The organism is Streptomyces sp. CB02056 (assembly GCF_001905545.1).
Classification (GTDB): Bacteria; Actinomycetota; Actinomycetes; order Streptomycetales; family Streptomycetaceae; genus Kitasatospora.
The window spans coordinates 131492-156468 of the sequence record NZ_LIPD01000001.1 but is presented as its reverse complement, the minus strand read 5'-3'; the positions used below and the strand labels follow the sequence as shown (position 1 = coordinate 156468).

Here is a 24977-nt window from a genome sequence, read left to right as displayed (position 1 = left end):
AGGGTCCCTGATCAGAGGTGCGGGGACTCGGGCGCGCCCCCGAGCCGCAGCTCGCCGACACCGTCCAGGACCTTCTCCGCCGAGGCGACGTGGCGGCCCGCCGTGACGATGTCGCGCAGGCAGCGGTCGAGCGGGGTGCGCTCGGTGTAGACCGCGGCCGATCCCACGGCGTCGTACAGGAGTTGGACCGCCTCCCGGCAGGCCCGGTGGGCGAACCGGCGGGCCAGCGCCGCCGTGCCGCGCTCCGGCGCCAGGCCCGCCGCCTGGGCCGCCCAGACCTGCTCCAGCGTGCGGTACACGTAGGCGTCCGCCGCGCCGATCAGCGACTCGGCGTGCGCGAGGTCGGCCCGGACCCCCGGGTAGGGCAGCGCGGTGCGCCGGGGGGACAGCAGCTCCCGGGCGCCGGCCAACGCGGCCCGGCCGATCCCCAGCGGCACGCCCGCCATCTTGAGGGCGAGGTTGTCGGCGCGCAGGTGGAGCGGCTCCGCCCGGGTGCCGGACGGCGCCAGGGCGAAGGTGTGCCGCTCCGGGACGAACAGGTCGGCGACCTCGATGTCGTGCGAACCGGTGCCGCGCAGCCCGGTGGTGTGCCAGGTGTCCAGCACCCGGACCTGCGCGGCGTCCAGGACGGCGACCCTCGGGGTGCCCTCCGGGGTCAGGAACCCGGCCAGCACCCGGTCGGCGTGGGTGATCCCGCTGGCGTGGGTCCAGCGGCCGGTCAGCAGGTGGCCGCCGCCGTGCCGGACCGACCGCCCGGCCGGCGGCAGCACCGTCGCGGTGATCAGGTCCGGGTCCGGGAACAGCTCGGCGAAGACGTCCTCGGGCAGCGAGACCACGGCCAGCGAGGCGTTCAGCGCGACGGACGCGCACCAGGCGACCGAGGCGTCGCCCTCGGCCAGCAGGTCGATCGCCCGGCTGGTCTCCGGCACGGTCAGCTCGACCCCGCCCAGCCGCGGCGGCAGGGCGGCCCGCAGCAGCCCGGTGGCCTTCAGGCCCGCCAGGACGTCACCGGGGATCCGGCCCAGCCGTTCGGTCTCCGGCGCGGTGGCCGGCAGGCCGGCGGCGTAGCTCCGTACCCGGTCCAGGACCGAGGCGGCGGTGCGGGCCGTCCCGGTGCGGGGCGTACCGGTGCGGGCCGTCCCGGTCCGGGGCGGCAGTTCGAGGGTGGTCATCCGGTCCTCCTGGTTCGGCGGGTGCGGTGGGGTTCTCCGGGGCGGCGGGTCACAGGTCGTTCAACGCCTTGTCGAGCTCGGCCGCCAGGGTCTGGAGGTACGGGGCGCGCATGACGCTGTAGTGGTCGCCGGGCACGTCGACGCTCTCCGCCCGGTCGCCGAGCAGCTCCAGCCACCGCCGGGTGGTGGCCGTGCTGGCCCCGTCCATCGCCCGCAGCAGCCGGACCCGGCCCCGGTACGGGACGGGCCGGTGCTCGGCCAGCGCCCGGCTGAGGCGCAGGAACCGGCCCGCGAGCCGCTCCAGGGTGGCGCCGTCGATCTCCTCCGGCAGGACGCCGGCCCGCCGGGCCCGGGTCAGCAGCTCCTCGACCGGGGAGCCGCCGTCGACCGGCTCGAACTCCTCCGGCCCGGGGTTCCAGTCGTGGCCGGCCAGCCCGGCCAGGTCGCGGGCGAAACGGGCCAGCAGCGCCGGCTCGGCGGCGGGCTCGGTGCGGCCGGGCGGTTCGAGCAGGTCCACGGCCGCGACCAGTTCGACCGCCGCGCCCCGGTCGGTGAGCAGCCGGGCGGTCTCCAGGGCGATCACCCCGCCCATCGACCAGCCGCCGAGCCGGTACGGGCCGTCCGGGAACCGCGCGGTGATCGCGTCGGCGTAGTGCGCGGCCAGTTCGGCCACGGTCCGCGGGGCGGTCCGCACCCCGGAGTCCGCCCCGGGGTCCGCTTCGGCGTCCGCTTCGGGGTACTGGAGGGCGTGGACCGGCTGGTCCTCGTCCAGCAGGGCGGCGAGCCCGGCGTAGCAGAGCACGTCGCCGCCGACCGGGTGGACCAGGAACAGCGGCGGCCGGGCCCCGCCGCCCCGGACGGTGACCAGGGCCGCCCGGCCCTCGTCCTCGGCCCGCTCGCGCAGCACCCCGGCGAGCGCCTCGACGGTCGGCCGGGCGAGCAGCGTGGCCACCGGCAGCGAGCGGCCGGTGCACTGCCTGATCCGGGCCATCATCCGCACCGCGAGCATGGAGTCGCCGCCGAGGTCGAAGAAGTTCGCCGTGACGTCGAAACCGGAAGGGTCCGGGGCGGCGTCGGCGGGGTCCGGGGCGGCGTCGGAGGGGTCCGGGGCGGTGTCGGAGGGGTCCGGGGCGGCGTCGGCGGGGTCCGCGGGAGTGCCGAAGAACTCGGCCCAGATCCCGGCGAGCAGCCGCTCGGCCGCGTCGCGCGGGGCGACCGCCCCACCGGAGCGCGGGGCCGCGAGCCCGGGCGAGGGGAGCCGCCGGCGGTCCACCTTGCCGTTGTCGGTCAGCGGCAGCTCCGGCAGCAGGACGATCCGGGCGGGCACCAGGTACCCCGGCAGTTCCCGGCCGAGCGCCGCGCGCAGCTCCTCCTCGGAGGCGTCCGCCACCGCGTAGCCGACGAGCCGCCGCGGGCCGCCGCGCTCGCCCTCGGCCACCACGGCCGCCGCCCGGACGTCCGGCCGGCGCAGCAGCGCCGCCTCGACCTCGCCGAGCTCGATCCGGTGGCCCTGGATCTTCACCTGGAAGTCCGCGCGCCCGAGGAACTCGATGTCGCCGTCCGGCAGGTAGCGGCCGAGGTCGCCGGTGCGGTAGAGCCGCTCCCCCGTCACCGGGTGGCGCGGGAAGGCCGCGCGGGTCTTCTCCTCGTCGCCGAGGTAGCCGCGGGCCAGGCCGGTGCCCGCGATGTACAGGTCGCCGGGGACCCAGGCCGGGCGCGGCCGCAGCGCCTCGTCCAGCACATGGAAGCGCTGGTTCCGCATCGGCCGGCCGTACGGGATGCTCGTCCGCTCCGGGTCCACGTCGGTGATCGGGTGCAGGATCGACCAGATCGAGGCCTCGGTCGCACCGCCCAGGCCGACGACCCGCGCGTCCGGCAGGACCGCGGCGACGGCGCCGGGGAGGGTGACGGGGATCCAGTCGCCGCTCATCATCACCAGCCGCAGCGGGAACGGGCCGCCGAGCGCCCGCACGTGCTCGACGAACATCTCCATCAGCGCGGGGACGCTGTTCCAGACCGTCACCCGGTGCCGGGTCACCAGGTCCAGCCAGGCGGCCGGCTCGCGCTGCGCCGGGGCGTCGGGCAGGACCACGGCGCCGCCGACCGCGAGCAGGCCGAACACGTCGTAGACCGAGAGGTCGAAGTTGAACGCCGACAGCGCCAGCACCCGGTCGTCCCCGGTCACGCCGAACCGGTCGTTGACGTCCCGGATCGTGTTGACCGCGCCGGTGTGCTCGATCATCACGCCCTTCGGCACCCCGGTGGAGCCCGAGGTGAAGATGACGTACGCGAGGTCCTCGGGCCGGGCCGGGGAGGGCGGCAGCGGGCCGTCCGCGCCGGTGTCCTCCGGCTCGGTGTCGACGTGCAGCGCGCGGGTGCCGTCCGGCAGGTCGAGCCCGGCCGCGACCGCCGAGCGGGTCAGCACCAGGCCGATCCCGGCGGCCTCCACGATCATCCGCAGGCGGGGGCCGGGCACGGCGGCGTCGACCGGCACGTAGGCGGCCCCGGTCTTGAGGACGGCCAGCGCCGCGACGACCTGCTCCCAGCCCTTGTCCAGCACGATGCCGACCAGCGCGCCCGGGCCGGCGCCGTCGTCGATCAGCCGACGGGCGATCCGGTCGGACCGGCGGTCCACCTCGCGGTAGCTGAGGGTCCGGGCGGCGGTGATGACGGCGGGCGCGTCCGGCCGGGCCGCGGCCTGCCGCAGGAACGCGTCGTGCAGCAGCTCGGCGGGGACGGGGCCGTCGGTGGCGTTGACGGCCCGGCGGACCGCCAGGTCGGCCTCCGGCGCGAGCACGGCCGGCGGGCGGCGCCACGCGCCCTCCTCGCACAGACCGCGCACCAGGTCCCGGTAGGCCTCCCACATCCCGTCGACGACGCCCTCGGGGAACACCTCCTCCACCACGTCCCAGTTCAGGACCAGCTCCCCGGCCTCCTCCAGGGCCTGGTGGTCGAGCCACACCTGCGGGGTGCGCACCGAACTGGAGGCCAGCTCACCGGCGGTGCCGAGCGCGGTCAGCGCGGTCAGCGCCCCGCGCTGCTCCGGGCCGCCGTCGGCGGTGTTGTCGGTGTTGTCGCCGTCGGCGGTGTTGTCGGCGCCGTCGCTCCGGGCGGAGAAGCCGATCGTGCTGGTGAAGACCACCGGCATGCCCGCCAGGCCCGTCCCGCCGCGGGTGCGGTTGAGTTCGCGCAGCACCTCGACGCCGCTGACGTGGCCGTGTTCGAGGTCGGCCAGCAGCTGGTCCTGGAGGCGCGCGGCGCCCGCGGCGAAGGCCTCGCCGGGGGCGGCGTCGACCTCCAGCAGGGTGGTGGCGCTGAGGTTGCCGACCACCCGGCCGGCGTCCTCGTGCAGCGGCCGCCGGTGGAACGCCAGCAGGTTGAGCGTGAAGCGCGGCGAGGCGCTCCAGGCGCCCAGCACCTGCGCGTACGCGGCGCACAGCGCGGCCGAGGGCGAGAGGCCCGCCGCCGCGGCGTGCTCCTTGAAGCGCCGCCACGCCCCGGCCCCGACCCGGGCCGTGCGGTGGACGAACTCCGGCCGCCGGGGCGCCGGGCCCGGGCGCAGCGGCAGGGCGGGCGCGGGCGGCAGCGAGTCGACGCGGGCCCGCCAGTAGGCGAGCGACCGCTCGCGCCCCTCGGCGTCCGCCCCGGCGGCGGCGAGCACGTAGTCGCGGTAGGTGACGGCCGGGGCGGGGGTCGCGGGCGCCCCGTGGCGGTAGGCCTGCGCCCACTCCCGGAACAGCAGCCCGGAGCTGCGGCCGTCGATGATCAGCGCGTCGAAGTTGAGGTGCAGCCGGGTGGTGCGGGCGTCGAGCAGGGTGGCCCGGACGTCGAACAGCGGCCAGGCCCCGGTGTCGAAGACCTGGTCCCGCATCTCCCGGTGGATCGCGGCCAGCCGGCGCTCCCGTTCGACCGGGTCGCAGGCCCGCAGGTCGACGGTGGCGATCCGGTACTCGGGGACCTCGGCGAGCACCCGCTGGTGCCCGTCCCGGGAGACGACCGCGCGGAGCATGTCGTGCCGGTCGACGAGCTGCCGGAAGGAGGCGGCCAGCCGGTCCGGGTCGGTGTCGGTCAGGTCCACCTCGACCAGGAAGGAGGTGGAGACGTTGCCGAGCTCGAAGGCATCGGTCCGGCCGACCAGGTAGGCCTGCTGGAGGTCGGTGAGCGGGAACGGCTCGTGGCGGGCCGCCGGGTCGGCGACCAGCGCCGTCCCGGGTCGTCGGGCTTCAGCGCCGCTACCGCTGCCGTCGGTGTCGCCGCGTGCGGCCCGGACGGCGTCGGCGATCGCGGTGACGCCGCGGCCGTCCAGCAGGTCGCGCAGCGGCAGGTCCACGCCGAGCCGCCGGGCGAGGGTCTGCCGGATGTCCATCGCGATCAGCGAGTCGACGGCCAGGCGCCGCAGCGGCAGCTCCCGGTCGTCGCCGGTGACGGCCGCGCCGCGCGCCCGGCCGACGATGCCGGCCACCAGCTCGACGACGTCCTCGACGGGTCCCTGCGTCGCGGGCGTCTCCGTCGCGGACTCGATGGGCGGCAGGGCGTCCGGCACCGCCTCCAGGCGCACGCCGTCGGCGAGCGCCACCGGCGTACCGTCGGGGCCGACCAGCCGTACCTGCGCGACCAGCGACCCCTCCGGGGCCGGCGCCCCGGCGCGGCGCGGGGCACCGGTCCAGAGCCAGTAGCGCTCGCGCTGGAACGGGTACCCGGGCAGACGCACCGGCGGCCCGGCGGGCTCGCCGTGCACGCGCGCCCAGTCGATCCGCGCGCCCCGGGTGTAGAGCGCGCCGAGGCTGTCGAGGAGGGTGCGCCGGGCGTCCTCCCCCGGGCGCAGCGACGGCAGGACCACGGTGTGCCCGGCCGCCCGGACCTCGTCGAGCAGCGGCGAGGCGGGCCCGAGCTCGACGAAGGTGCGGTGGCCGTCCCGCAGCAGCGCGGCGAGGCCGGCGGCGAACCGCTCCGACCCGGCGGCGTCCGGCCCGGCCGTCTCCGGCGCAGCCGCGTTCCGGACCGTACGGGCCGCCACCAGCGCGTCCTCCGGGCTCATCGTGCCCGTCACGCACGCGGCCACCAGCTCGCCGGTGCCGTGGCCGAGGACGGCGGCGGGCCGCACACCCCACGAGCGCCACAGCTCGGCGAGCGCGTAGCCGACCGCGAACGGCGAGAGCCGGCCGCCCGGCGCCTCGGCGCACTGGTCCAGGGCGCGGCGGAAGACCGGCTCGGCCTCGGCCAGGACGGCGACCGCCTCGGCGTCCGGCCCGGCCAGGGGGCCGGTGGCGCCGGTGAGGAGGAACACCGGGCCCCGGCCGCCCTCCGGGGTCCGGGTGCCGACCCGGACGCCGGGCGGCGGCTCCTCCTCCCGGCGGGTCCGCAGGAGGAGGTCCCGCAGCTCGGCGGCCGAGGAGGCGACGGCCGTCAGCCGGTGCGGGAAGTGCGCCCGGCCGAGGCCGGTGGCCCGGCAGACCGCCGCCAAGCCGGACCCGCCGGTCGCACCCGGCCCGTCGTCCGCGCCTGGACCGCCGTCCGCGAGCAACTCGGTGTAGCGGTCGGTGAGTTCGGCGAGCGCGGCCGGCGACTTGGCGGACAGGGTCAGCAGCCGCGGCCCGCCCGGACCGGCCTCCCCGTCCCCGGTCTCCCCCGCCTCCAAGGCGGCCGGGGCCTCCTCGATGATCACGTGGGCGTTGGTGCCGCTGATGCCCTGCGAGGACACCCCGGCCCGCCTGGGCCCGGCCGTCCCCGGCCAGGCGGCCCGCTCGGCGACCAGCTCGACCGCGCCCGCCGACCAGTCGACGTGCGGGGTGGGCTCGTCCGCGTACAGGGTGGCGGGGAGCGTGCCGTGACGCATCGACAGCACCGTCTTGATCACCCCGGCGACGCCCGCCGCCGCCTGGGAGTGCCCGATGTTGGGCTTCAGCGAGCCCAGCCGCAGCGGCCGGTCCCGGTCCTGCCCGTAGGCGGCCAGCAGGGCGCGCGCCTCGATCGGGTCGCCGAGCTCCGTGCCGGTGCTGCTCGCCTCCACCACCTGGACGTCGCCGGGCGACAGCCGGGCGTCCGCCAGCGCCTGCCGGATGACCCGCTGCTGCGCCGACCCGCTCGGCGCGGTGAAGCCGTTGCTGGCGCCGTCCTGGTTCACCGCGCTGCCGCGCACCACGGCCAGCACCGGGTGGCCGTGCCGCCGCGCGTCCGACAGCCGTTCCAGCAGCAGCACGCCCACGCCCTCGGAGAGCCCGCTGCCGCCGGCCCCGGCCGAGAACGGGCGGCACCGGCCGTCCGGCGCCACACCCTGCATCCTGGTGAACTCGGTGAACAGCTGCGGGGTGGACATGACCGTCGCCCCGCCCGCCAGCGCCATCGCGCACTCGCCGCCGCGCAGCGACCGGACGGCCAGGTGCAGCGCGACCAGCGAGGACGAACAGGCCGTCTCCACGGTGATCGCCGGACCGCGCAGGCCGAGCGTGTACGAGATCCGGCCGGACGCCGCGCCGCCCACCGCCCCGGTGGTCAGGAAGCCCTCGGCCTCCTCGGGCACCTCGCCGCGCCCCAGCCCGTAATCGAGGTTCGACAGGCCCGCGAACACCCCGGTCTCGGTGTCGCGCACCGACTCCGGGTCGATCCCGGCGTCCTCGAAGGCCCGCCAGGCGGTCTCCAGCAGCAGCCGCTGCTGCGGGTCCATGGCCAGCGCCTCGCGCGGGCTGATCCCGAAGAAGCCGGCGTCGAACTCGGCCGCGTCGTACAGGAATCCGCCGGAACCGGTCAGGCTCCGGCCGCCGCCCTCGGGGTCGTACAGCCCCTCCTCCCAGCCCCGGTCACGGGGGAACGCGCCGACGCTCTCCCCGCCCTCGGCCAGCAGCCGCCACAGCGCGTCGGGCGAGTCGACCCCGCCCGGGTACCGGCACGCCATGCCGACGATCGCGATCGGCTCCCGCTCCCCCTCCTCCAGCTCGCGCAGGCGCCCGCGCGCCTCGTGCAGGTCGAGGGTGAGGCGCTTGAGGTATCCGAGCAGCTTCTCGTCCGATGCTGATGCCATGACGGATCGGTCCTCCGTGGGGATCTGGTGGGCTCGTGGTCGTAGGGGGTGGGGGTGGGGCGGCGGACCGGGGTCAGATGAGCTCGCGGTCGATGAAGTCGAGGAGCTCCTCGGCGGTCGCGGCCTCGACGAGGGCCGCCACGTCCTCGTCGAGGGCCGTCGCGTCCGGGTCGCACTCCCCGGCGGCCGGCTCGGGCCCGGTTCCCTCAGCCGGCCCGGTCTCGTGGACGGGCGGGGCGAGCCCGGCGTCCAGGACGGCGACCAGCTCGGGCAGCGTCGGCGCCTCGAACAGCAGGGTGAGCGGGAGCTTGAGCCCCGTCGCCGTGCCGAGGCGGTTGCGGAACTCGACCGAGGTGAGCGAGTCGAAGCCGAGCTCGCCGAACGGCCGGTCGTCCGGGATCGCCTCGGGCCGGGAGCCCAGGACGGCGGCCATGTGGGTCCGGACCAGGTCGGCCAGGACGTCGGCGCGTTCACCGGCGGTCAGGCCGCCCAGCTCCTCGCGCAGCGGGCGGTGCCGCCGTGGCGTCGGGCCGTTCCCGCCCCGCCCCGCCCCGGCGGCCGCCACGACCTCGCGCAGCACCGGCGGGAGGTCCGGTCCGAGGTCGCGCAGGACCTCGCGGTCGAGCCGGGCGGGCACCAGGACGGCGTGCGGTGACGGCAGCGCCGCGTCCAGCAGGGCCAGGCCGTGCCCGGGGTCGATCTCCACCAGCCCGGCCCGGGCGAAGCGGGCGCGGTCGGCGTCGCCGAGGGCGCCCAGCATGCCGTCCGGGTCGCCCCACAGGCCCCAGGCCAGCGCGAGGGCGGGCAGGCCCTGGGCGCGGCGGTGCCGGGCGAGCCCGTCGAGGAAGGCGTTGGCGGCGGTGTAGCCGCCCTGGCCGGCGCCGCCGAGCGTCCCCATCACCGAGGAGACCAGGACGAAGGCGGTGAGCGGGTGACCGGCGGTCAGCTCGTGCAGGTGCCAGGCGCCGTCGGCCTTGACCCGCATCACCCGGTCGATCCGCGCGGGGGTGAGCGAGGCGACGGGCGCGTCGTCCACCACGCCGGCGGCGTGGATCACGGCGGTCAGCGGGCGCCGGGCGGGGACCGCCGCGATCATCGCGGCGACGGCGGCCCGGTCGGCGACGTCCACGGCCGCGAACGCCACTTCGGCGCCGAGCGCGGTCAGTTCGGCCGCCAGCTCGGCGGCCCCCGGCGCATCGCCTCCCCGGCGGCCGGCCAGCAGGAGCCGCCGGGCGCCGTGCCCGGTGACCAGGTGCCGCGCCACGGCCCGGCCGATGGCGCCCGTTCCGCCGGTGATCAGGACGGTTCCGTCCGGGTCGAGGACCGGCGGGACGGTGAGCACGACCTTGCCGACGTGGGTGCCCTGGCGCAGCAGCCCGAAGGCCTCGGGCGCCCGCCGGACGTCCAGGTCGGTGACGGCGGGCCAGCCGAACGCGCCCCGGGCGAACAGCTCGACCGTCCGCTCCAGCAGGCGGGCGAGGTGCTCGGGCGGCAGCTGGAGCAGGTTGAACGCCCGGTAGCGCACGCCGGGGTGCGCGGCGGCCACCTCGGCGGGGTCGCGCTGTTCGGTCCGGCCGAGCTCGACCAGGAGCCCGCCGGGACGCAGCAGCCGGAGCGACTCGTCGACGAGCTCGCCGGTCAGCGAGTTCAGGACGAGCGCCATCCGCCGGTCGCCCGCGTCGGGGCCGGCACCCGGGCCCGCGCCCGGGCCGGCACTCGGGCCGGCACTGAAGCGGGCGCCGAAGCCGGGCTCGCGGGAGGAGGCGAGGTGGTCGTCGTCGAGGCCGAGGGCGCGCAGCGCGGGCCACTTGGCGGGACTCGCGGTCGCGAAGACCTCCGCGCCCAGGTGCCGGGCCAGCTGGACGGCGGCCAGGCCGACGCCGCCCGCCCCGGCGTGGACCAGCACCCGGTCCCCCGCGCCCACGCCGCCCAGTTCGACCAGGGCGTGCAGGGCGGTCAGGTGGGCGACCGGCACGGCGGCGGCCCGGGTGAAGGACCAGTCGTCCGGGATCCTGACCAGGGTGCGGTGGTCGGCCTGGGCCACCGTGCCGAACGCGGCCGGGAACAGGCCCGTCACCCGGTCGCCGACGGCCAGGCCGGTGACCCCGGGGCCGGTCGCGGTGACCACGCCCGCGCCCTCCAGGCCGAGCGGGCCCGGATCGCCGGGGTGCATGTCGAGCGCGCCCAGGACGTCGTGGAAGTTCAGCCCGGCGGCGCGGACCGCGACCCGGACCCGGCCGGGGCCGGGCTCGGCGGCGGCCTCGGGGCAGGGGCGCAGCTCCAGGCCGGTGAGGGTGCCGCGCTCGGGGATGTCCAGGTGCCAGGCCGCCGCGTCCTCGGGGGGCCGCAGCGCGGGATCGCCCACGGCGGACACCAGCCGGGGCACCAGGACGGCGCCGTCGCGGACGGCCAGCTGGTTCTCCTCCGGGGTCAGTACGGCGGCCGGGACCTCGGAGGCGCCTTCGGTCGTGGGAGTGCCTTCGGGCACGGTGGTGCCGGGGGCCAGGTCGACCAGGGTGAACCGGCCCGGGTGCTCGACCTGGGCGGTGCGCACCAGGCCCCAGACCGCCGCCTGGGCGAGGTCCCGGACGGTCTCGCCGGGCCGCACGGCGACCGCGCCCCGGGTGACCAGCACCAGGCGGGACCCGGCGAGCCGGTCCTCGGCGAGCCACCGGGCGAGCAGGTCCCGGGTGCGGTGGACGGCGGTCCTGGCCGCCGTCGCCGGGTCGGTGGCGTCCTGCTGTCCGTACGGTCCGTGCGGTCCGTGCGCTCCAGTCGGGCAGTCCACCACGGTGGGCGTGTCCGGGTCGGCCGCCGCGAGCAGCGCGTCCGGGTCGAGGGCGTCCCACGGGACGACCGGCACCGGGCCGGCCGGCGACGACACCGGCTCCGACGCCCGCAGCGGTTCCCAGCCGAGGGCGAACAGCGAGTCGCGCGCGGCGGCGGCCGGGTCGGCGGGGCGTCCCGCCGCGACCGGGCGCAGCTCCACCGCCTCGACCAGCCCCACCGGCTCCCCCGAGGCGTCGAGCAGGGCCAGCGGGAGGCCGCCGTCCGAGGCGGGCCCGGCCTGCACCCGCAGGGACGTCCGGCCGCCGGCCGGAGCGGCCGTCAGGGACACGCCGCGCCAGCGCACCGGCTGCACGGGCCGCCCCTCGTGGCCCGGGGCGGCGGCGATCAGACCGTGCAGGGAGGCGTCGAGCAGGGCGGGGTGCAGCCGGTAGGACCCGGCGTCGGCCTCCGCCGGCTCCGGCAGGACGGCCTCGGCGTACTGCCCGCCGTCGGCGCCCCGCCAGGCGGCCCGCAGGCCCTGGAAGGCCGGCCCGGGCTGGTGGCCGCGCAGGGCGAGGTCCTCGTACATCCGGGTCGCCGGCACCGGCGTCGCGCCGGTCGGCGGCCAATCGGTGGCGGCCCGGTTCCGGAGCGGGGCCGGAGCCTGGGCAGGGATGTGGTCGGCGCTCAGGGTGCCGGTGGCGTGCTCGATCCACTCGCCGCCACCGGTCGCCCGGCCCGAGATCCGGCAGGTCCGCAGCCCGTCGCCGTCCGCGCCGGACACCCGTACGCGCAGGTCGACGGCGCCGTCCGCAGGCAGTTCCATCGGGGTGGCGACGGTCAGTTCCTCGATCCGCGCCGTCCCGGCCTTCGCTCCCGCGTGCAGGGCCAGCTCCAGGAACGCGGTGCCCGGCACGACGACCGTCCCGGCGAGGACGTGGTCGGCCAGCCAGGGGTGGCTGCGGGCCGACAGCCGTCCTGTGAACACCGTCTCGCCGTCGCCGAGTTCGACGGCCGCGCCGAGCAGGGGGTGCTCGGCCGGCGCCTGGCCGAGGTCGGCCGTGCCGGTCGGCCCGGCCGCTCCGGTGAGCCAGTAGCGGCGGCCCTGGAAGGGGTAGGTGGGCAGGTCGACGTGGCCGGCCGCCGCACCGGTGAGGCGCTCCCAGGCGACGGGCAGACCGCGGACGTGGGCCTCGGCGGCGGAGGTGAGGAAGCGGCGCAGGCCGCCGTCGTCGCGGCGCAGCGAGCCGGTGACGATCCCGTCGACACCGGCCTCCTCCAGGATCTGGCCGATGCTGCCGCCCAGCACCGGGTGCGGGCCGACCTCGACGAAGGTGGTGTGGCCGGAGGCGACGAGCGCCTGGACGGCCTCCTGGAAGCGCACGGTGTGCCGCAGGTTCCGGTACCAGTAGGCCGCGTCCAGCCCGACGCCGTCCTGCCAGTCGGCGGTGACCGAGGACATCAGCGCGATCCCGCCGCCGCACGGCGTCAGCGGCGCCAGCCCGGCCAGGAGCTCCGCCCGGATCGGTTCGACCGCCGGGCAGTGCGAGGCGAAGGCCGCCGGGATCACCCGGGCGTTGACGCCCTCGGCCCGGTACCTGTCGACCAGGGCGGCGATCGCGTCCGGGGCGCCGGCCACGGCGGTGACGGCCGGTCCGTTGACCGCGGCGATGCTCAGCGCGCCGAGGCGCTCCCGCACCCGCGCGGCGGGCAGCGGGACGACGGCCATCGCCCCCCGGCCCATCAGGTCGACGGCCAGGCGGCTGCGCAGCGCGATGGCGCGGGCGCCGTCCTCCAGGGAGAGCGCCCCGGCCACCACGGCGGCGGCGAGCTCGCCCTGGGAGTGGCCGACCACGGCGTCCGGGACGACCCCGGCCTCCCGCCACAGCTCGGCCAGCGACACCATCACCGCCCACAGCGCGGGCTGCACGACGTCGATCCGGTCGAGCGGGGACGCGCCGGTCGGCGCGCCGGTCCGGGAGTCGGTCCGGGCGTCGGACGCGGCGTCCGTCCGGGCCTCGGCCGGGGCGTCCGTCCGGGTTTCGGCCCGGCCATCGGCCAGGACGTCGGCCAACGACCAGTCGACGTACGGCGCGAGCGCCCGCTCGCACTCGGCCAGGCGGGCCGCGAACACCGGGCTCTCGGCGGCGAGTCGCGCCGCCATCCCGCGCCACTGGCCGCCCTGGCCGGGGAAGACCAGGACGGTCCGGCCGGGCTCGCCGGCCCGGCCGGTGACCAGGCCGGGGGCCTCCTCGGCGCGGGCCAGCGCCGCCAGCGCCCGCTCGGCCTCCGGCCGGTCGGCCGCGACCACCACGGCACGCTCGTCCCAGGAGGTCCGGGCGGTCAGGGCCGGCGCGGCGGCGACCGGGTCGAGCGGCCCGTCGGCCAGCCCGCGGGCCCGCTCCCGCAGCGCCTCCGGGGTGCGGGCCGACAGCACGACCGGCACCACGGGCGGTGCCGCCGGTTCTCCCGCCGCCCCGGGCCCGGTCGGCTGCCCGGCCTGCTGCCCGGCCGGCGGCTCGGTCAGGATCACGTGCGCGTTGGTGCCGCTGATCCCGAACGAGGAGACGCCGCCGCGCCGGGGCTCCCCGGTCTCCGGCCAGGGCCGGGCCCGGTCGAGCAGGGCCACCGAGCCGGCCGTCCAGTCCACGTGCGGGGACGGCTCGTCGGCGTGCAGCGTGGCGGGCAGCGCGCCCCGCCGGAGCGCCTGGACCATCTTGATCACGCCGCCGACGCCCGCCGCGGCCTGGGCGTGCCCGATGTTGGACTTGAGGGACCCGAGCCACAGCGGCCGCTCCCGGCCCTGCCCGTACGCGGCCAGCAGAGCGTTGGCCTCGATCGGGTCGCCCAGGGCGGTGCCGGTCCCGTGCGCCTCCACGGCGTCGACCTGCCGCGGCGCGAGCCCGGCGTCGGCAAGCGCGTCCTCGATCACGCGCTGCTGGGCGACCCCGCTGGGCGCGGACAGCCCGTTGGAGGCGCCGTCGGAGTTGACGGCGCTGCCGGCCACGACCGCCAGCACCGGGTGGCCGTGGCGGCGGGCGTCCGAGAGCCGCTCGACCACGACCATGCCCGCGCCCTCGCCCCAGCCGGTGCCGTCCGCCCCGGCGGAGAACGCCTTGCAGCGGCCGTCGGCGGCCAGCACCCGCTGGCGGGACAGCTCCACGAACATGCCGGGCGTCGCCATGACGGTGACCCCGCCGGCCAGGGCGAGCGAGCACTCCCCGGCCCGGACCGACCGCACCGCCTGGTGCAGCGCGACCAGCGACGCCGAGCACGCGGTGTCCACCGTCAGCGCGGGCCCGTTCAGGCCGAGGACGTACGCGATCCGCCCGGAGACCACGCTCACGCTGGTGCCGGTCAGCAGGTGCCCCGCGACGCCGGGCCCGGCCGTCTCCATGCTCGGCCCGTAGCCGGAGTGCATCGCCCCGGCGAACACGCCGGTCCGGCTGCCCTTCAGCGCGGTGGGGTCGATCCCGGCCCGCTCCAGCGCCTCCCAGGCGACCTCCAGCAGGAGCCGCTGCTGCGGGTCCATGGCGAGGGCCTCGCGCGGGCTGATCCCGAAGAACTCCGCGTCGAAGTCCGGGACGTCCCGGACGAAGCCGCCCCGGCGGACGTAGGAGGTGCCGGCCCGGTCCGGGTCCGGGTGGTGGAGCGCCGCCAGGTCCCAGCCCCGGTCGTCGGGGAAGTCGCCGATGGCGTCGGTGCCGGCCTCGACCAGGTCCCACAGGTCCTCGGGCGAGCGCACCCCGCCGGGGAAGCGGCAGGCCATGCCGACGATGACCACGGGGTCGTCGGCCTCGTCGTCGTTTCCGGCCTTGCCGTCGTTGCCGTCGTTGCCGGCCTCCGGCTCGGCCGAGTTGTCGTTGTCGGCCTCGTCGTTCGCCCTCAGCGCGCCGATCGCGGCGGCGAGGGCGGCCGGGCTCGGGTGGTCGTACAGGACGGTGCTCTCCAGGTTCAGCCCCGTCGCGGCCGCCAGCCGGTCGCGCAGTTCGAGCGTCATGGCCGAGTCCAGGCCCATCTCGCGGAACGTCCGCCCGGGCCGGACGTCGGCGGCCGAGCCCGTGCCCAGCACGACGGCGGTCAGGCTCCGGACCAGCTCCAGGACCGACCGCCCGTCCAGGGCCGGAACCGGCGCCGGGGCCGGAGCCGGCGCCCGCGTCCCCTCGTCCGCCCGCTCGCTCCCGGTGGCCCCCGGCATCCCGGACGGCCAGTAGGAGCGGCGCTGGAACGGGTACGTCGGCAGGTCGGCGAGCGGCGCCGAGGCGGGCAGCAGCGCGGACCAGTCGACCGGGACGCCCCGGACGAAGGCCTCGGCCGCCGCCGTGAGGAACCGCCGGCGGCCGCCGTGGCCGCGCCGGAGCGTGCTCAGCGCGGCGCCGTCCCCGCCGTGCAGGTCGATCGCCTGCCGGACGCCCATCGCCAGCACCGGATGCGGGCTGATCTCCAGGAAGGTCGAGTGGCCCGCGTCCAGCAGGCGTTCGACGACCGGCCCGAACCGGACCGGCTCGCGCAGGTTGCGGAACCAGTACCCGGGGCCCAGCTCGGCGGTGTCGATCGGTCCGGCGGTGACGGTCGAGTGGCACGGCACGCCGCTGGAGCGCGGGGCGATCCCGGCGAACGCGACGAGCAGGCCGTCCCGCAGCTCCTCGACGGCCGCGCTGTGCGAGGCGTAGTCGATCGGGATCCGCCGGGTGCGCACCCGCGGCCCGTAGTGGGCGGCCAGCGCGTCGAGCGCGGCCGCCGGCCCCGCCACCACCGTGTGCGCCGGGCCGTTGACCGCCGCGACCGACAGTCCGGGGCCGCCGGCCGCCGCGCGGTCGACTCCCGCGAGCTCGACCGCCGCGAGGTCCCGCTCCACCCGCTCGGCCGGGAGGTCCACCGACAACAGGCCGCCACCGCCCGCGATCCGGTTCAGCACCCGGCTGCGCAGGGCCACGATCCGCGCACCGTCCCGGAGCGACAGGGCGCCCACGGCGGTGGCGGCGGCGATCTCGCCCTGCGAGTGCCCCACCACGGCGGCCGGCTCCACCCCGGCCGAGCGCCACAACGCGGCCAGCGACACCATCACCGCCCACAGCGCGGGCTGGACCACCTCGTCGCCCTCCAGCGGCGGCGCACCGGAGGCCCCGCGCAGGACATCGGCCAACGACCAGTCCACGTACGGGCGGAGGGCCTCGGCGCACTCGCCGATCCGCTCGGCGAAGAACGGGGAGGTCTCGATCAGCTCCGCCGCCATGCCCGTCCACTGCGAGCCCTGGCCGGGGAAGACGAAGACCGGCCGCACGGGCGGCCCCTCGTGCCGGCCCTCCACCACGGCCGCCGACGGCCGCCCGGCCGCCCGGTCCGCGAGTTCGGCGAGGAAGCCGTCCCGGTCGTCCGCGACGACCACGCAGCGGTGCTCGAACGCGGTGCGGGTGACGGCCAGCGACCGGCCCACCGAGGCCGCCCCGAGCGCCGGACGCGCCGCCACATGGGCGCGCAGCCGTTCGGCCTGGTCGCGCAGTGCGGGCTCGTCCCGCCCGGACAGGATCCAGGGCAGCGCCCCGGCCTCCTCCTTCTCCTCGGATGCTGCTTCCACACCCGGCCAATCCGACAGGATCACATGACAGTTGGTGCCGCCGATCCCGAACGAGCTCACTCCGGCGACCAGTTGACCGTGCGGCGAGGGCCAGGCCCCGGCCTCGGTGTTCACCCGCAGCCGCAGCTCGTCGAGCGGAACCCGCTCGCCGGGCCCGACGTGGTTCAGGCTGGGCACGAGCTCGCGCTCGGCGAGGCACAGGACGGTCTTGATGAACCCGGCGATCCCCGCCGCGCCCTCCAGGTGGCCGATGTTCGTCTTCACCGACCCGACCAGCAGCGGGTCGTCCTCGCCGCGCACCGAGCCCAACGCGGCACCGAGCGCCGCGGCCTCGACCGGGTCGCCGGCCCGCGTCCCCGAACCGTGCAGCTCGACGTACTGGACCTCGCCCGGCTCGACGCCCGCGTCGACGCAGGCCTCCAGGAGCACCCGCTCCTGCGACGCCCGGCCCGGGGTCGGCAGCGTCTGCGTCGCGCCGTCGTTGTTCAGCGCGCTGCCGCGGATGACGGCGTGGATGCGGTCGCCGTCCCGGACGGCGGCCTCCAGCAGCTTGAGCACCACCACCCCGCCGCCCTCGCCCCGGACGTAGCCGTTGGCGCGGGCGTCGAAGGTGAAGCAGCGCCCGTCCGGCGACAGCGTTCCGGCCCGCTCCAGCGCCCGGGTGCTCTCCGGCGCGAGGACCAGGCTCACCCCGCCGGCCAGCGCCAGCTCGGACTCGCCGCTGCGCAGGCTCGCGCACGCCAGGTGCACGGCGGCCAGCGAGGACGACTGGCCGGTGTCCACCACCAGGCTCGGACCGTGCAGGCCCATCGTGTACGAGATCCGGTTGGCGGTCACCCCGCGCTGCAGCCCGGTCAGGGTGTGCCCGGTCACCGCGTCGGGGCCCAGCCCGTGCAGCAGCGTCGCGTAGTCGTCCGCGATCACCCCCAGGAACACGCCCGTCCGACTGCCCTCCAGGGCGCCCGGCAGGGTCCTGGCGTCCTCCAGCGCCTCCCACGCCAGTTCGAGGGCCAGCCGCTGCTGCGGGTCCATCGCCACGGCCTCACGCCGTGAGATGCCGAAGAACTCGGGGTCGAACCCGTCCAACCCGTCCAGGAACCCCCCGCGCGCCGGGCCCCGGCCGCCCCGCCGCCCGACCACCGCGTCACCACCGCCGCGCAGCAGCCGCCAGAACGCCTCCGGCCCGTCCGCCTGCGGGAAGCGGCAGCCGACCCCGACCACCGCGACCGCACGCGCCGGGAGCTCACGCCCGCCACGACAACCAGCACTGTCCATCATCGATGCCCCCCGCAGTGAGAATCAGACGGCCGACCACCGGAAGGCCCCGACGGACCACCGGGTCGTCGCCCCGGGGCCGCCCTTGAACCGGCGAGTTCGGTCGCGGGAGATCCCGGCCGCCACCTCGACGCCGATGCCCGCCCCACGAGGATGCGCCCGCCCGCACACCACCGGAACCCGTCCCGGGGGTTCATGATCGTGCGTTGCTGAACCCCGAAGGGGCCCGCACATACCCGACATACCGGGCACCTCGCGGCGAGCCGCCCGGAGGGCCGCCCGAAGCCTCCGGGCCGCGACCATCCACGGGCGGACACCCGCGGACCACCACTCCGGCGCGCTCCGGGTCGGGCCCGGAGCGCGCCGCAACAGCGCCGGGGGCGGCGGCCCGACGACCGCACAGGACCGGGTCACGGCCTCGGAGGAGGCCACAACGGCCAAGTACCGCACAGGGGTTGAGGAACATCCAGGCCGGATCGCGACTGGTGCGCGGCCGACAGGCCGGCGCCGAGGCGACCGGCCCGCTCGCGCCGGGGGGCCGGTCGGCACACCCGGCGGTTCAGTCCTGGAGGGAGGCGAGCCAGGCGGTCAGCAGACGGTTGACCTCCTCGGGGCGCTCCTGCTGGATCCAGTGCCCGCAGCCGTCCAGGATGTGGGTGGAGTCCAGACCGGGGAGGGTGGTCGGGTAGGCGTCGATCGCGTCGGCCATCCAGGTCGTGGAAGCGTCCAGGGCACCGCCGATGAACAGGGACGGCTGCCTGATCGGGGCTCCGGCGTACCGGGCGAGGTCCTCCCAGTCGCGGTCCATGGTGCGGTAGCGGTTGAGGGCCCCGGTCATGCCGGTGCGCTCGAACTCCCCGGCGTATACGTCGAGGTCGTCCTCGGTCAGCCAGGCGGGCAGCCTGCCGCCGGGGAAGCGGTCGCGCAGCCGGCCGCCGGCGCGGGCCACGAAGTGCGGGTCGGGCTCGCCCCGGGCGGGCATGGTGTCGGCGGACATGGCCGCGTAGAAGCCCGCGAGCCAGCCCCGGAGGTCGGGCTCCATCTCCGCTTCGGCCCGGCCGGGCTCCTGGAAGTACGAGACGTAGAACTCCTGGTCGCCGCCCATCCGCGCGAAGACGTCGGTGGGGCGGGGGCCGCCGGGCGGCGCGTAGGGGACGCTCAGCAGTGCGACGGCGCGGAAGACCTCGGGGTGGAGCAGGGCGGAGGCCGCCGCGATGTTGGAGCCCCAGTCGTGCCCGACGACCACCGCCCTCTCCTCGCCCAGGGCGCGCACCAGGGCGACGTTGTCCTCCACCAGGTCGAGCATCCGGTAGGCGTCCGTCGCGGCCGGCTTGGAGGAGCGGCCGTAGCCGCGTACGTCGAGCGCCACGGCCCGGTACCCCGCCGCCGCGAGGGCCGGGAGTTGGCGGCGCCAGGAGTACCAGGACTCGGGGAAGCCGTGGACGAGCAGGACCAGTGGTCCGGTGCCCTGCTCGACCAGGTGCAGGCGCCCGGCGGGTGCCTCGATGGTGCGGTGGCGCAGGTCGGTGGACGGCGCGGGCTGGTGCATCGTTTCTCCTCGGTTCACGGGCGGCCGCGGGTACCCGCCGATCATGCGGCGCGGCGGCCGCGCGACGCGAAAACCCTTGCCATCGTGGCAAACTGGCAGGACAAGGGCGGTGAAGGCGGCACGGCCGCAGGGAGCGGGGCGACGGTGACGGACGACGGCACAGCCGACACGCTGGCGGCCATGGGCCCCCGGCTGCGGACCGCGCGCGAGCGGCACGGCGCCACACTCACCGGCATCAGCCGCGCGACCGGCATCTCGCTGAGCACGCTGTCGCGGATCGAGACCGGCCGGCGCAAGCCGACCCTGGAGGTGCTGCTGCAACTCGCGAAGGCGTACGGCGTCTCCCTGGACGAGCTGGCCGGCACCGCACCCGCGGCGACCGGACCGCGCGCCCCGGCGCCGCGGCGTTCCGGCAACGACAAGGCGGTGCTACCGCTGACCCGCTACGTCGGGGGCCTGCACGCCCACAAGCACGTCCTCCCCGCCGTCGACGCACCCCCGGCGCGGCCGCGGCAGGTCTCCCACGACGGGTACGAATGGCTGTGCGTCCTGTACGGACGGCTGTGGCTGGCACTCGGCGAGCAGGACCTCGTCCTGAGCGCCGGGGACGTAGCCGAGTTCGACACCCGCACCGCCCACGGAGTCGCGAACGCCGGCCCCGGCGGACCGGTCGAATACCTGATCATGTTCGGACCGCAGGGAGAGCGCCTACGACCGCGCACCCCAACCCCCGACCGCGGCACCCGGTAATCCGGAGCACAGCGCCCGGGCCCCGCAACGGTGCCTGCGGCATCACGCCCCAACGGCGTCCGGACCACGCAGTGGCCGCAGCCCGCCGGGCCGGTCGGAGAGCCGGAAGGAGCACCGGCCGAGCAGGTTGATGCGGTTCCGCACGAACGGTGAGAGGCGAGCCACGTCCTCGTCACGGACGTCGAAGGCAGTCCAATCCGTCATGGCGCTCGTCCGCGAGACCATCGCCTCGCTGACCGACACTCAGGAGAAAAGTCCGTGAAGTACACCGAAGTCGAACAGAAGTTCAAGCTCCTCAGCGACCCCCAGGAGCTGAAGGACCAGCTCACTGCCCGGGGCGGCAGGGTCGGCCGGCCGACCCGCCAGGTCGACCACTACTACAACGCCCCCCACAAGGACTTCCTCTCCGGAGACGTGATCTCCGAGTGGCTCCGGATCCGTATCGAGGACGGCATCTCCTCCCTGAACTTCAAGCGGTGGTACCCGCTGGAGCGGAAGATCAAGACCCACTGCGACGAGTTCGAGAGCACCGTCTCCGATGCCACCGCTGTCCAGCACATCCTGGACTCCCTCGACTTCACCAAGCTCACCACGGTCGACAAGACTCGCGAAGAGTGGTTCATCGACAGCATCGCCGTCGCCTTTGACAGTGTGGGCGACCTCGGAGACTTCATCGAGTTCGAGTACAAGGGTGAGGCCGAAACCGTTGAGGAGGCCACCGAGAAGATCGAATCCTTCATCGCCGGCCTCGACATCAAGCTCGGCGACCGCATCCACGCCGGCTACCCCCATCTCACCCTCGGGCTGGCCTGACGAACGGGCGCACGACCGTACCGATATACCTGCACCGGACCCTTTGGCGCCGTGCGGATGTTGCGGTGTTCTGCTCTTTGCCTCCGCGTGGTGAGGCTTTTTTCGCGGCGTGCTCCAGGCCTGCCTGGAGCACGCCGCAACCGCACTTCCAGGCCTTTGCACGCTCCTGCGAAACCTCTCTGCGGGCCACGTTGCCTCCGTGCTTGCGGCATTTCTCCGGCGCGCTCCGGGCTGGGCCCGGAGCGCGCCGGAACGTTTCTGCTGGCTTTGCGCCGCTCCTCCTCCCACCACCCCCTTCTACTTTCCATGCCCCCACGTTGATTGGTGGAAGGAGGAGAGCGCGGGGGTCAGGTGGGCGGGGCCCGCGGGGCGCCCGGGGTCCGCTCGGGGTGGGCGTGGGGTGCGGGGCCGTGCCCGTCGGCCCCACCGGTTCCGCCGGCGCCGCCGGGCCTGGCGTTGCCGCTGGAGTGGCGGGCCGCGTGGGCGGGCTGGGGGTGGACGGCCGCGCCGAGGGTGGCCGGGGAGTCGCCCGTCACCGCGATGTCCCCCTCCCGGTCGGTGCGCAGAACGGTGGCGCCGAGTGCGCGCAGGTGGTCGACCGTCTTCGGGGACGGGTGACCGTACGGGTTGCCCTCGCCGCAGGAGACGAGGGCCAGCCGGGGCCGCATCGCACCGGCCAAGTCCCAGTCCTGGTGGGCCGATCCGTGGTGCGCCACCTTCACGACGTCGACCTTCCCCAGCCGACCCAGCAGGGCCGACTGGGCCTGCGGTTCGAGATCTCCGAGCAGTGCCATCCGTAGTCCTCCTGTCAGTGACACCATCAGTGCGACGCTTGCGTTGTTCGGTCCGGGCGCCTCGGCAGCCGCACCGGGGACGGGCCACACCACGTCCCAGGCCAACTCCGCTCCGACGGAGCGCCGTTCACCCCGACCCGCTCTCAGCAACGGGAGGCCGGCCCCTACGGCCCAGCCCGTCACCCGGGCCGCCTCGCCCGGCGGGTCGTCCAGCGTGGTGCCCTCGACGGCGCCGACCCGGCGGCCCCGCAACACCCCCGGCACGCCCTCGACGTGGTCGGCATGGAAATGCGTCAGCAGGAGTAAGGGGACGGTCGTCACGCCGAGGTCGCGCAGGCATCGGTCGGCGGCGTTCGGGTCCGGCCCGGCGTCGATCACCACCGCGCTGTCCGGCTCCCCCGTCGCCAGGGCCAGCATGTCCCCCTGCCCGATGTCGCACATCACCAGTCGCCACCCCGGCGGCGGCCAGCCAGTGGCGATCCGGATGAGCTGCGGCGGGCGGAGCAGCACGGCCAGCAGGACCATCATCAGCACTGCCGTCACCAGCGCCCGCGCCCAGCGCCGCCGAGCGGGCACCGGCACCGGACTGCCCGGCTCCCGCCGTCGGGGCAACAGGAGCGGCGCCGCCCAGCAGGCCGCCAGGACGGCCAGCGCGACCGTCGCCGTCCCGAACCAACCTCCGGGCCAGGTCAGTTGGCCACCTGGCACCTCGGCGCCGCGCCGTGCGACCAGGGCCAGCCAGCCGGCCGGCAGCCCGGCCGGTTCCGCGAGCAGGCGGGCCAGGGCCGGAAGGAGCGGCTGAAGGGCGAGCACCCCGAAGCCGAGCAACGTCGTCGGAGCCACCGCCAGCTCGGCCAGCAGGTTGCAGGGGATGCCGACCAGGCTGATGTGCCCGGACAGCACCACCGTCACCGGCGCGCACAGCGCCTGGGCGGCCGCCGCCGCCGCGAACGCGCCCGCCAGGTGGTGCGGCCAGCGGCGGGCCCGCAGGGCTTCGGCCCAGTGCGGCCCGAGGACGAGCAGCCCGGCGGTGGCGAGCACGGAGAGCAGGAAGCCGAACGAGCGCGCCAGGAACGGGTCCAGCAGGACCAGCACCAGGACGGCCCCGGCGAGCGCGGGCACGGCCTTGCGGGGACGGCCGGTGGCCAGGGCCAGCATGCCGATCAGTCCCGTCCCGGCCGCCCGAAGCACGCTGGGCTCGGGCCGGCAGACGGTGACGAAGGCCAGCGTCAGAGCCGTGCCGAGCAGCGCGCCGGTGCGCAGTGACAGCCCCAGCACCGCGGCCAGCCCGCGCCGTTCCGGGGTGCCGGCCTGCCCGGGCGCTCCCAGCAGCGCACCGAGGACGATCGCCAGGTTGGCCCCGCTGACCGCCACCAGGTGGACCAGGTCAGTGGCCCGGAAGGCGTCGTCGAGGTCGTCGGGCAGTCGCGAGGTGTCGCCGACGACCAGCCCCGGGAGCAGCCCGCGCGCATCCGCGGGCAGTCCGTCGGTGGCCGTGCGGAGGCCTTCACGGAGGCGCCCGGCGATCCGCTGCGGCAGGCTCGGCGGCGCCAGCTGCCGGGGCGCCCCGTGGACCACCAGCAGCGCGGCGGACTCGGTGTCGTGCCCCTCCCCCGCCGGCCGTACCTCGGCCTCCACGGCCAGCCGCTGGGACGGGAGCAGCCGCTGCCAGGGCTCGCCCTCCGCCCCTCGGGCCATGACGGTCACCGGCGTACGCGTGCGGGTGCTCCGCCCGTCCGGGAGCGGGGTGACACGGTCGGCCACCGCGTCCACGGTGAGGAGCGCCTGCCCGCCGACGGTGCCGCCCCGGGAGGTGTGGACCTTCGGATCCCCCGCGACGGTCAGCTCCACCTCCACCACCGGGGCGGGCTCGCCCGGCGCTCGCGGACCGGCGGCCGCGGACGCACGGGCGAGCTCCGGCACCGGCCCCCGGTGGAGGGCGGCGGTGTGCAGCGGGGTGGCGATCGCGGCCGCCGCACCGGTGAGCAGGACGGCGGCCAGCGTCGCCGAGGCCCCGCGCCGGCGCAGGCCCCCCGGCCGGGTGAGCAGCAGGACGGCCGCGAGCGCGGCGACGCCCGCCGCGGTGAGGACGAGGGCCGCGTACCCCGGCTCCAGACGCAGGAGTGCCGCAGTGACCGCCCAGGCCGAGACGGCGGGCAGCAGCAGCCGGAAGTCGGCGCCCGGAGAACGGGACGCAACGGCCGGACCGACCGGCACGGTGGCGACGGACATGGCGGTACCTCCCTTCGAAGGCCGGGCACGCGGGCGGGGGAAGCGGACAAGGGGGACGGGCAGGGACAGCGGCAGGACAGGGCGTCAGAGGGTGAGCAGCGGACGGAGCTCCGCGTACGTACGGGCGCCGATGCCGCTGACCTGCCGGAGTTGGTCGAGGGAGCGGAAGGATCCGTGCGAGGTGCGGTAGGCGAGGATGCGCTGGGCGAGGGTGGGGCCGACACCGGGAAGGCTGTCGAGCTGTTCGAGCGTCGCGCGGTTGAGGCTGACGGGCGGCCGGGGCACGACGGCGCCCGGAGGGCCGCTCCCGCTTCCGACCACCGGGCCGGGGGCGGGCGCCTGCTCGCCGACCAGGATCTGCTCACCGTCCGTCAGGATGCGGGCCAGGTTGAGGTTCCTGGTGTCCGTCTCCGGCAACGGACCGCCCGCCGCCCGCAGGGCGTCGGCTACCCGGGAGCCGCCGGGCAGGGTGTGCAGGCCCGGGAGGTGGACCCGGCCGCCGATGTCCACCACGACAGCCGGCCCGGTGCCGGGCACGGCCTCGGCACCGGCGCCGGGCCCGGCCCTGGAAGGAGCGGAGTCGGCGGGGACGGACGGCTCCGCCCCCGACGGTGCCGCGACCGCCGCGAGCGCGGGTACGGCGACCGCCTCCGGCCGGGCCAGCCAGAAGTGCTGCACGGCGTAACCGACCGCGAACAGCAGCAGGATGGCCAATCCGGCCACCGCGCGCCGATCGAGTGCCAGCACCGAGGCGAACGAGGGGATTGAGGAGGATGCGGAGAACCGCGAACGCGCCCCGGCCTCCGGCGGACCCATGTCGGCGTCGCCCGGATCCGACAGCACCGGCACCGGCATCGCAACCGGCGACGGCGGCGGGACCGGGCCCGAGGGACCCCCTCCGACACCGCCCTCCGGCTCGTCATCCATCGGCAGCAGCGCGGCCATCCGCAGCCGCACCGTCTCGTTGATCGCATGGCGCTTCGCCGCGCCCAGGCCCATGGTCGTCATGCCGAGGACGGTAGGAGTC

7 protein-coding genes and 1 pseudogene are annotated in these 24977 nt (G+C 76.6%); 2 read left to right on the top strand and 6 right to left on the bottom strand.

The window, feature by feature from the left end:
- Window positions 1-11: 11 nt before the first annotated feature.
- From AMK13_RS00615 to AMK13_RS00600, 4 genes and pseudogenes are all read right to left on the bottom strand, one after another.
- Complete coding sequence (locus AMK13_RS00615; protein WP_074000720.1) at window positions 12-1172, bottom strand: acyl-CoA dehydrogenase family protein; 1161 nt, start codon at window positions 1170-1172, stop codon at window positions 12-14.
- A 49-nt stretch (window positions 1173-1221) separates the two neighbouring features.
- A pseudogene (locus tag AMK13_RS00610) lies at window positions 1222-8178 on the bottom strand (hybrid non-ribosomal peptide synthetase/type I polyketide synthase); the annotation flags it as partial.
- 85 nt (window positions 8179-8263) lie between these two features.
- Window positions 8264-17815, bottom strand: a complete 9552-nt coding sequence (locus tag AMK13_RS00605; protein WP_241852701.1) for a type I polyketide synthase — start codon at window positions 17813-17815, stop codon at window positions 8264-8266.
- A 556-nt stretch (window positions 17816-18371) separates the two neighbouring features.
- The gene (locus AMK13_RS00600; protein WP_074000717.1) at window positions 18372-19361 is read right to left on the bottom strand and encodes an alpha/beta fold hydrolase; all 990 of its coding nucleotides are present in this window, start codon (window positions 19359-19361) and stop codon (window positions 18372-18374) included.
- A 180-nt stretch (window positions 19362-19541) separates the two neighbouring features.
- On the opposite strand from AMK13_RS00600, the gene AMK13_RS00595 reads away from it, so the two are divergent.
- Together AMK13_RS00595 and cyaB are read left to right on the top strand one after the other, a co-directional pair.
- Window positions 19542-20111, top strand: a complete 570-nt coding sequence (locus AMK13_RS00595; protein WP_074001144.1) for a helix-turn-helix domain-containing protein — start codon at window positions 19542-19544, stop codon at window positions 20109-20111.
- Between the two features lie 258 nt (window positions 20112-20369).
- Window positions 20370-20924, top strand: coding sequence for a class IV adenylate cyclase (cyaB, locus tag AMK13_RS00585; RefSeq protein ID WP_074000716.1), 555 nt, complete (start codon window positions 20370-20372; stop codon window positions 20922-20924).
- A 347-nt stretch (window positions 20925-21271) separates the two neighbouring features.
- On the opposite strand, the gene AMK13_RS00580 is transcribed toward cyaB, so the two are convergent.
- Both AMK13_RS00580 and AMK13_RS00575 read right to left on the bottom strand, forming a co-directional pair.
- A complete protein-coding gene (locus tag AMK13_RS00580) occupies window positions 21272-23950 on the bottom strand; it encodes a ComEC/Rec2 family competence protein (protein ID WP_074000715.1) in 2679 nt (892 codons plus the stop codon).
- A gap of 84 nt (window positions 23951-24034) precedes the next feature.
- Window positions 24035-24958 (bottom strand): ComEA family DNA-binding protein, encoded by a 924-nt coding sequence (locus tag AMK13_RS00575; RefSeq protein ID WP_241852700.1) that lies wholly within the window; start codon window positions 24956-24958, stop codon window positions 24035-24037.
- Between the last annotated feature and the right edge of the window lie 19 nt (window positions 24959-24977).

What these genes read in the sequence shown, in the direction of transcription:
- AMK13_RS00615 (WP_074000720.1), bottom strand. Translation starts at nt 1,172, where the DNA reads ATGACCACCCTCGAACTGCCGCCCCGGACCGGGACGGCCCGCACCGGT.
- AMK13_RS00605 (WP_241852701.1), bottom strand. Translation starts at nt 17,815, where the DNA reads ATGATGGACAGTGCTGGTTGTCGTGGCGGGCGTGAGCTCCCGGCGCGT.
- AMK13_RS00600 (WP_074000717.1), bottom strand. Translation starts at nt 19,361, where the DNA reads ATGCACCAGCCCGCGCCGTCCACCGACCTGCGCCACCGCACCATCGAG.
- AMK13_RS00595 (WP_074001144.1), top strand. Translation starts at nt 19,542, where the DNA reads ATGGGCCCCCGGCTGCGGACCGCGCGCGAGCGGCACGGCGCCACACTC.
- AMK13_RS00580 (WP_074000715.1), bottom strand. Translation starts at nt 23,950, where the DNA reads ATGTCCGTCGCCACCGTGCCGGTCGGTCCGGCCGTTGCGTCCCGTTCT.
- AMK13_RS00575 (WP_241852700.1), bottom strand. Translation starts at nt 24,958, where the DNA reads ATGACGACCATGGGCCTGGGCGCGGCGAAGCGCCATGCGATCAACGAG.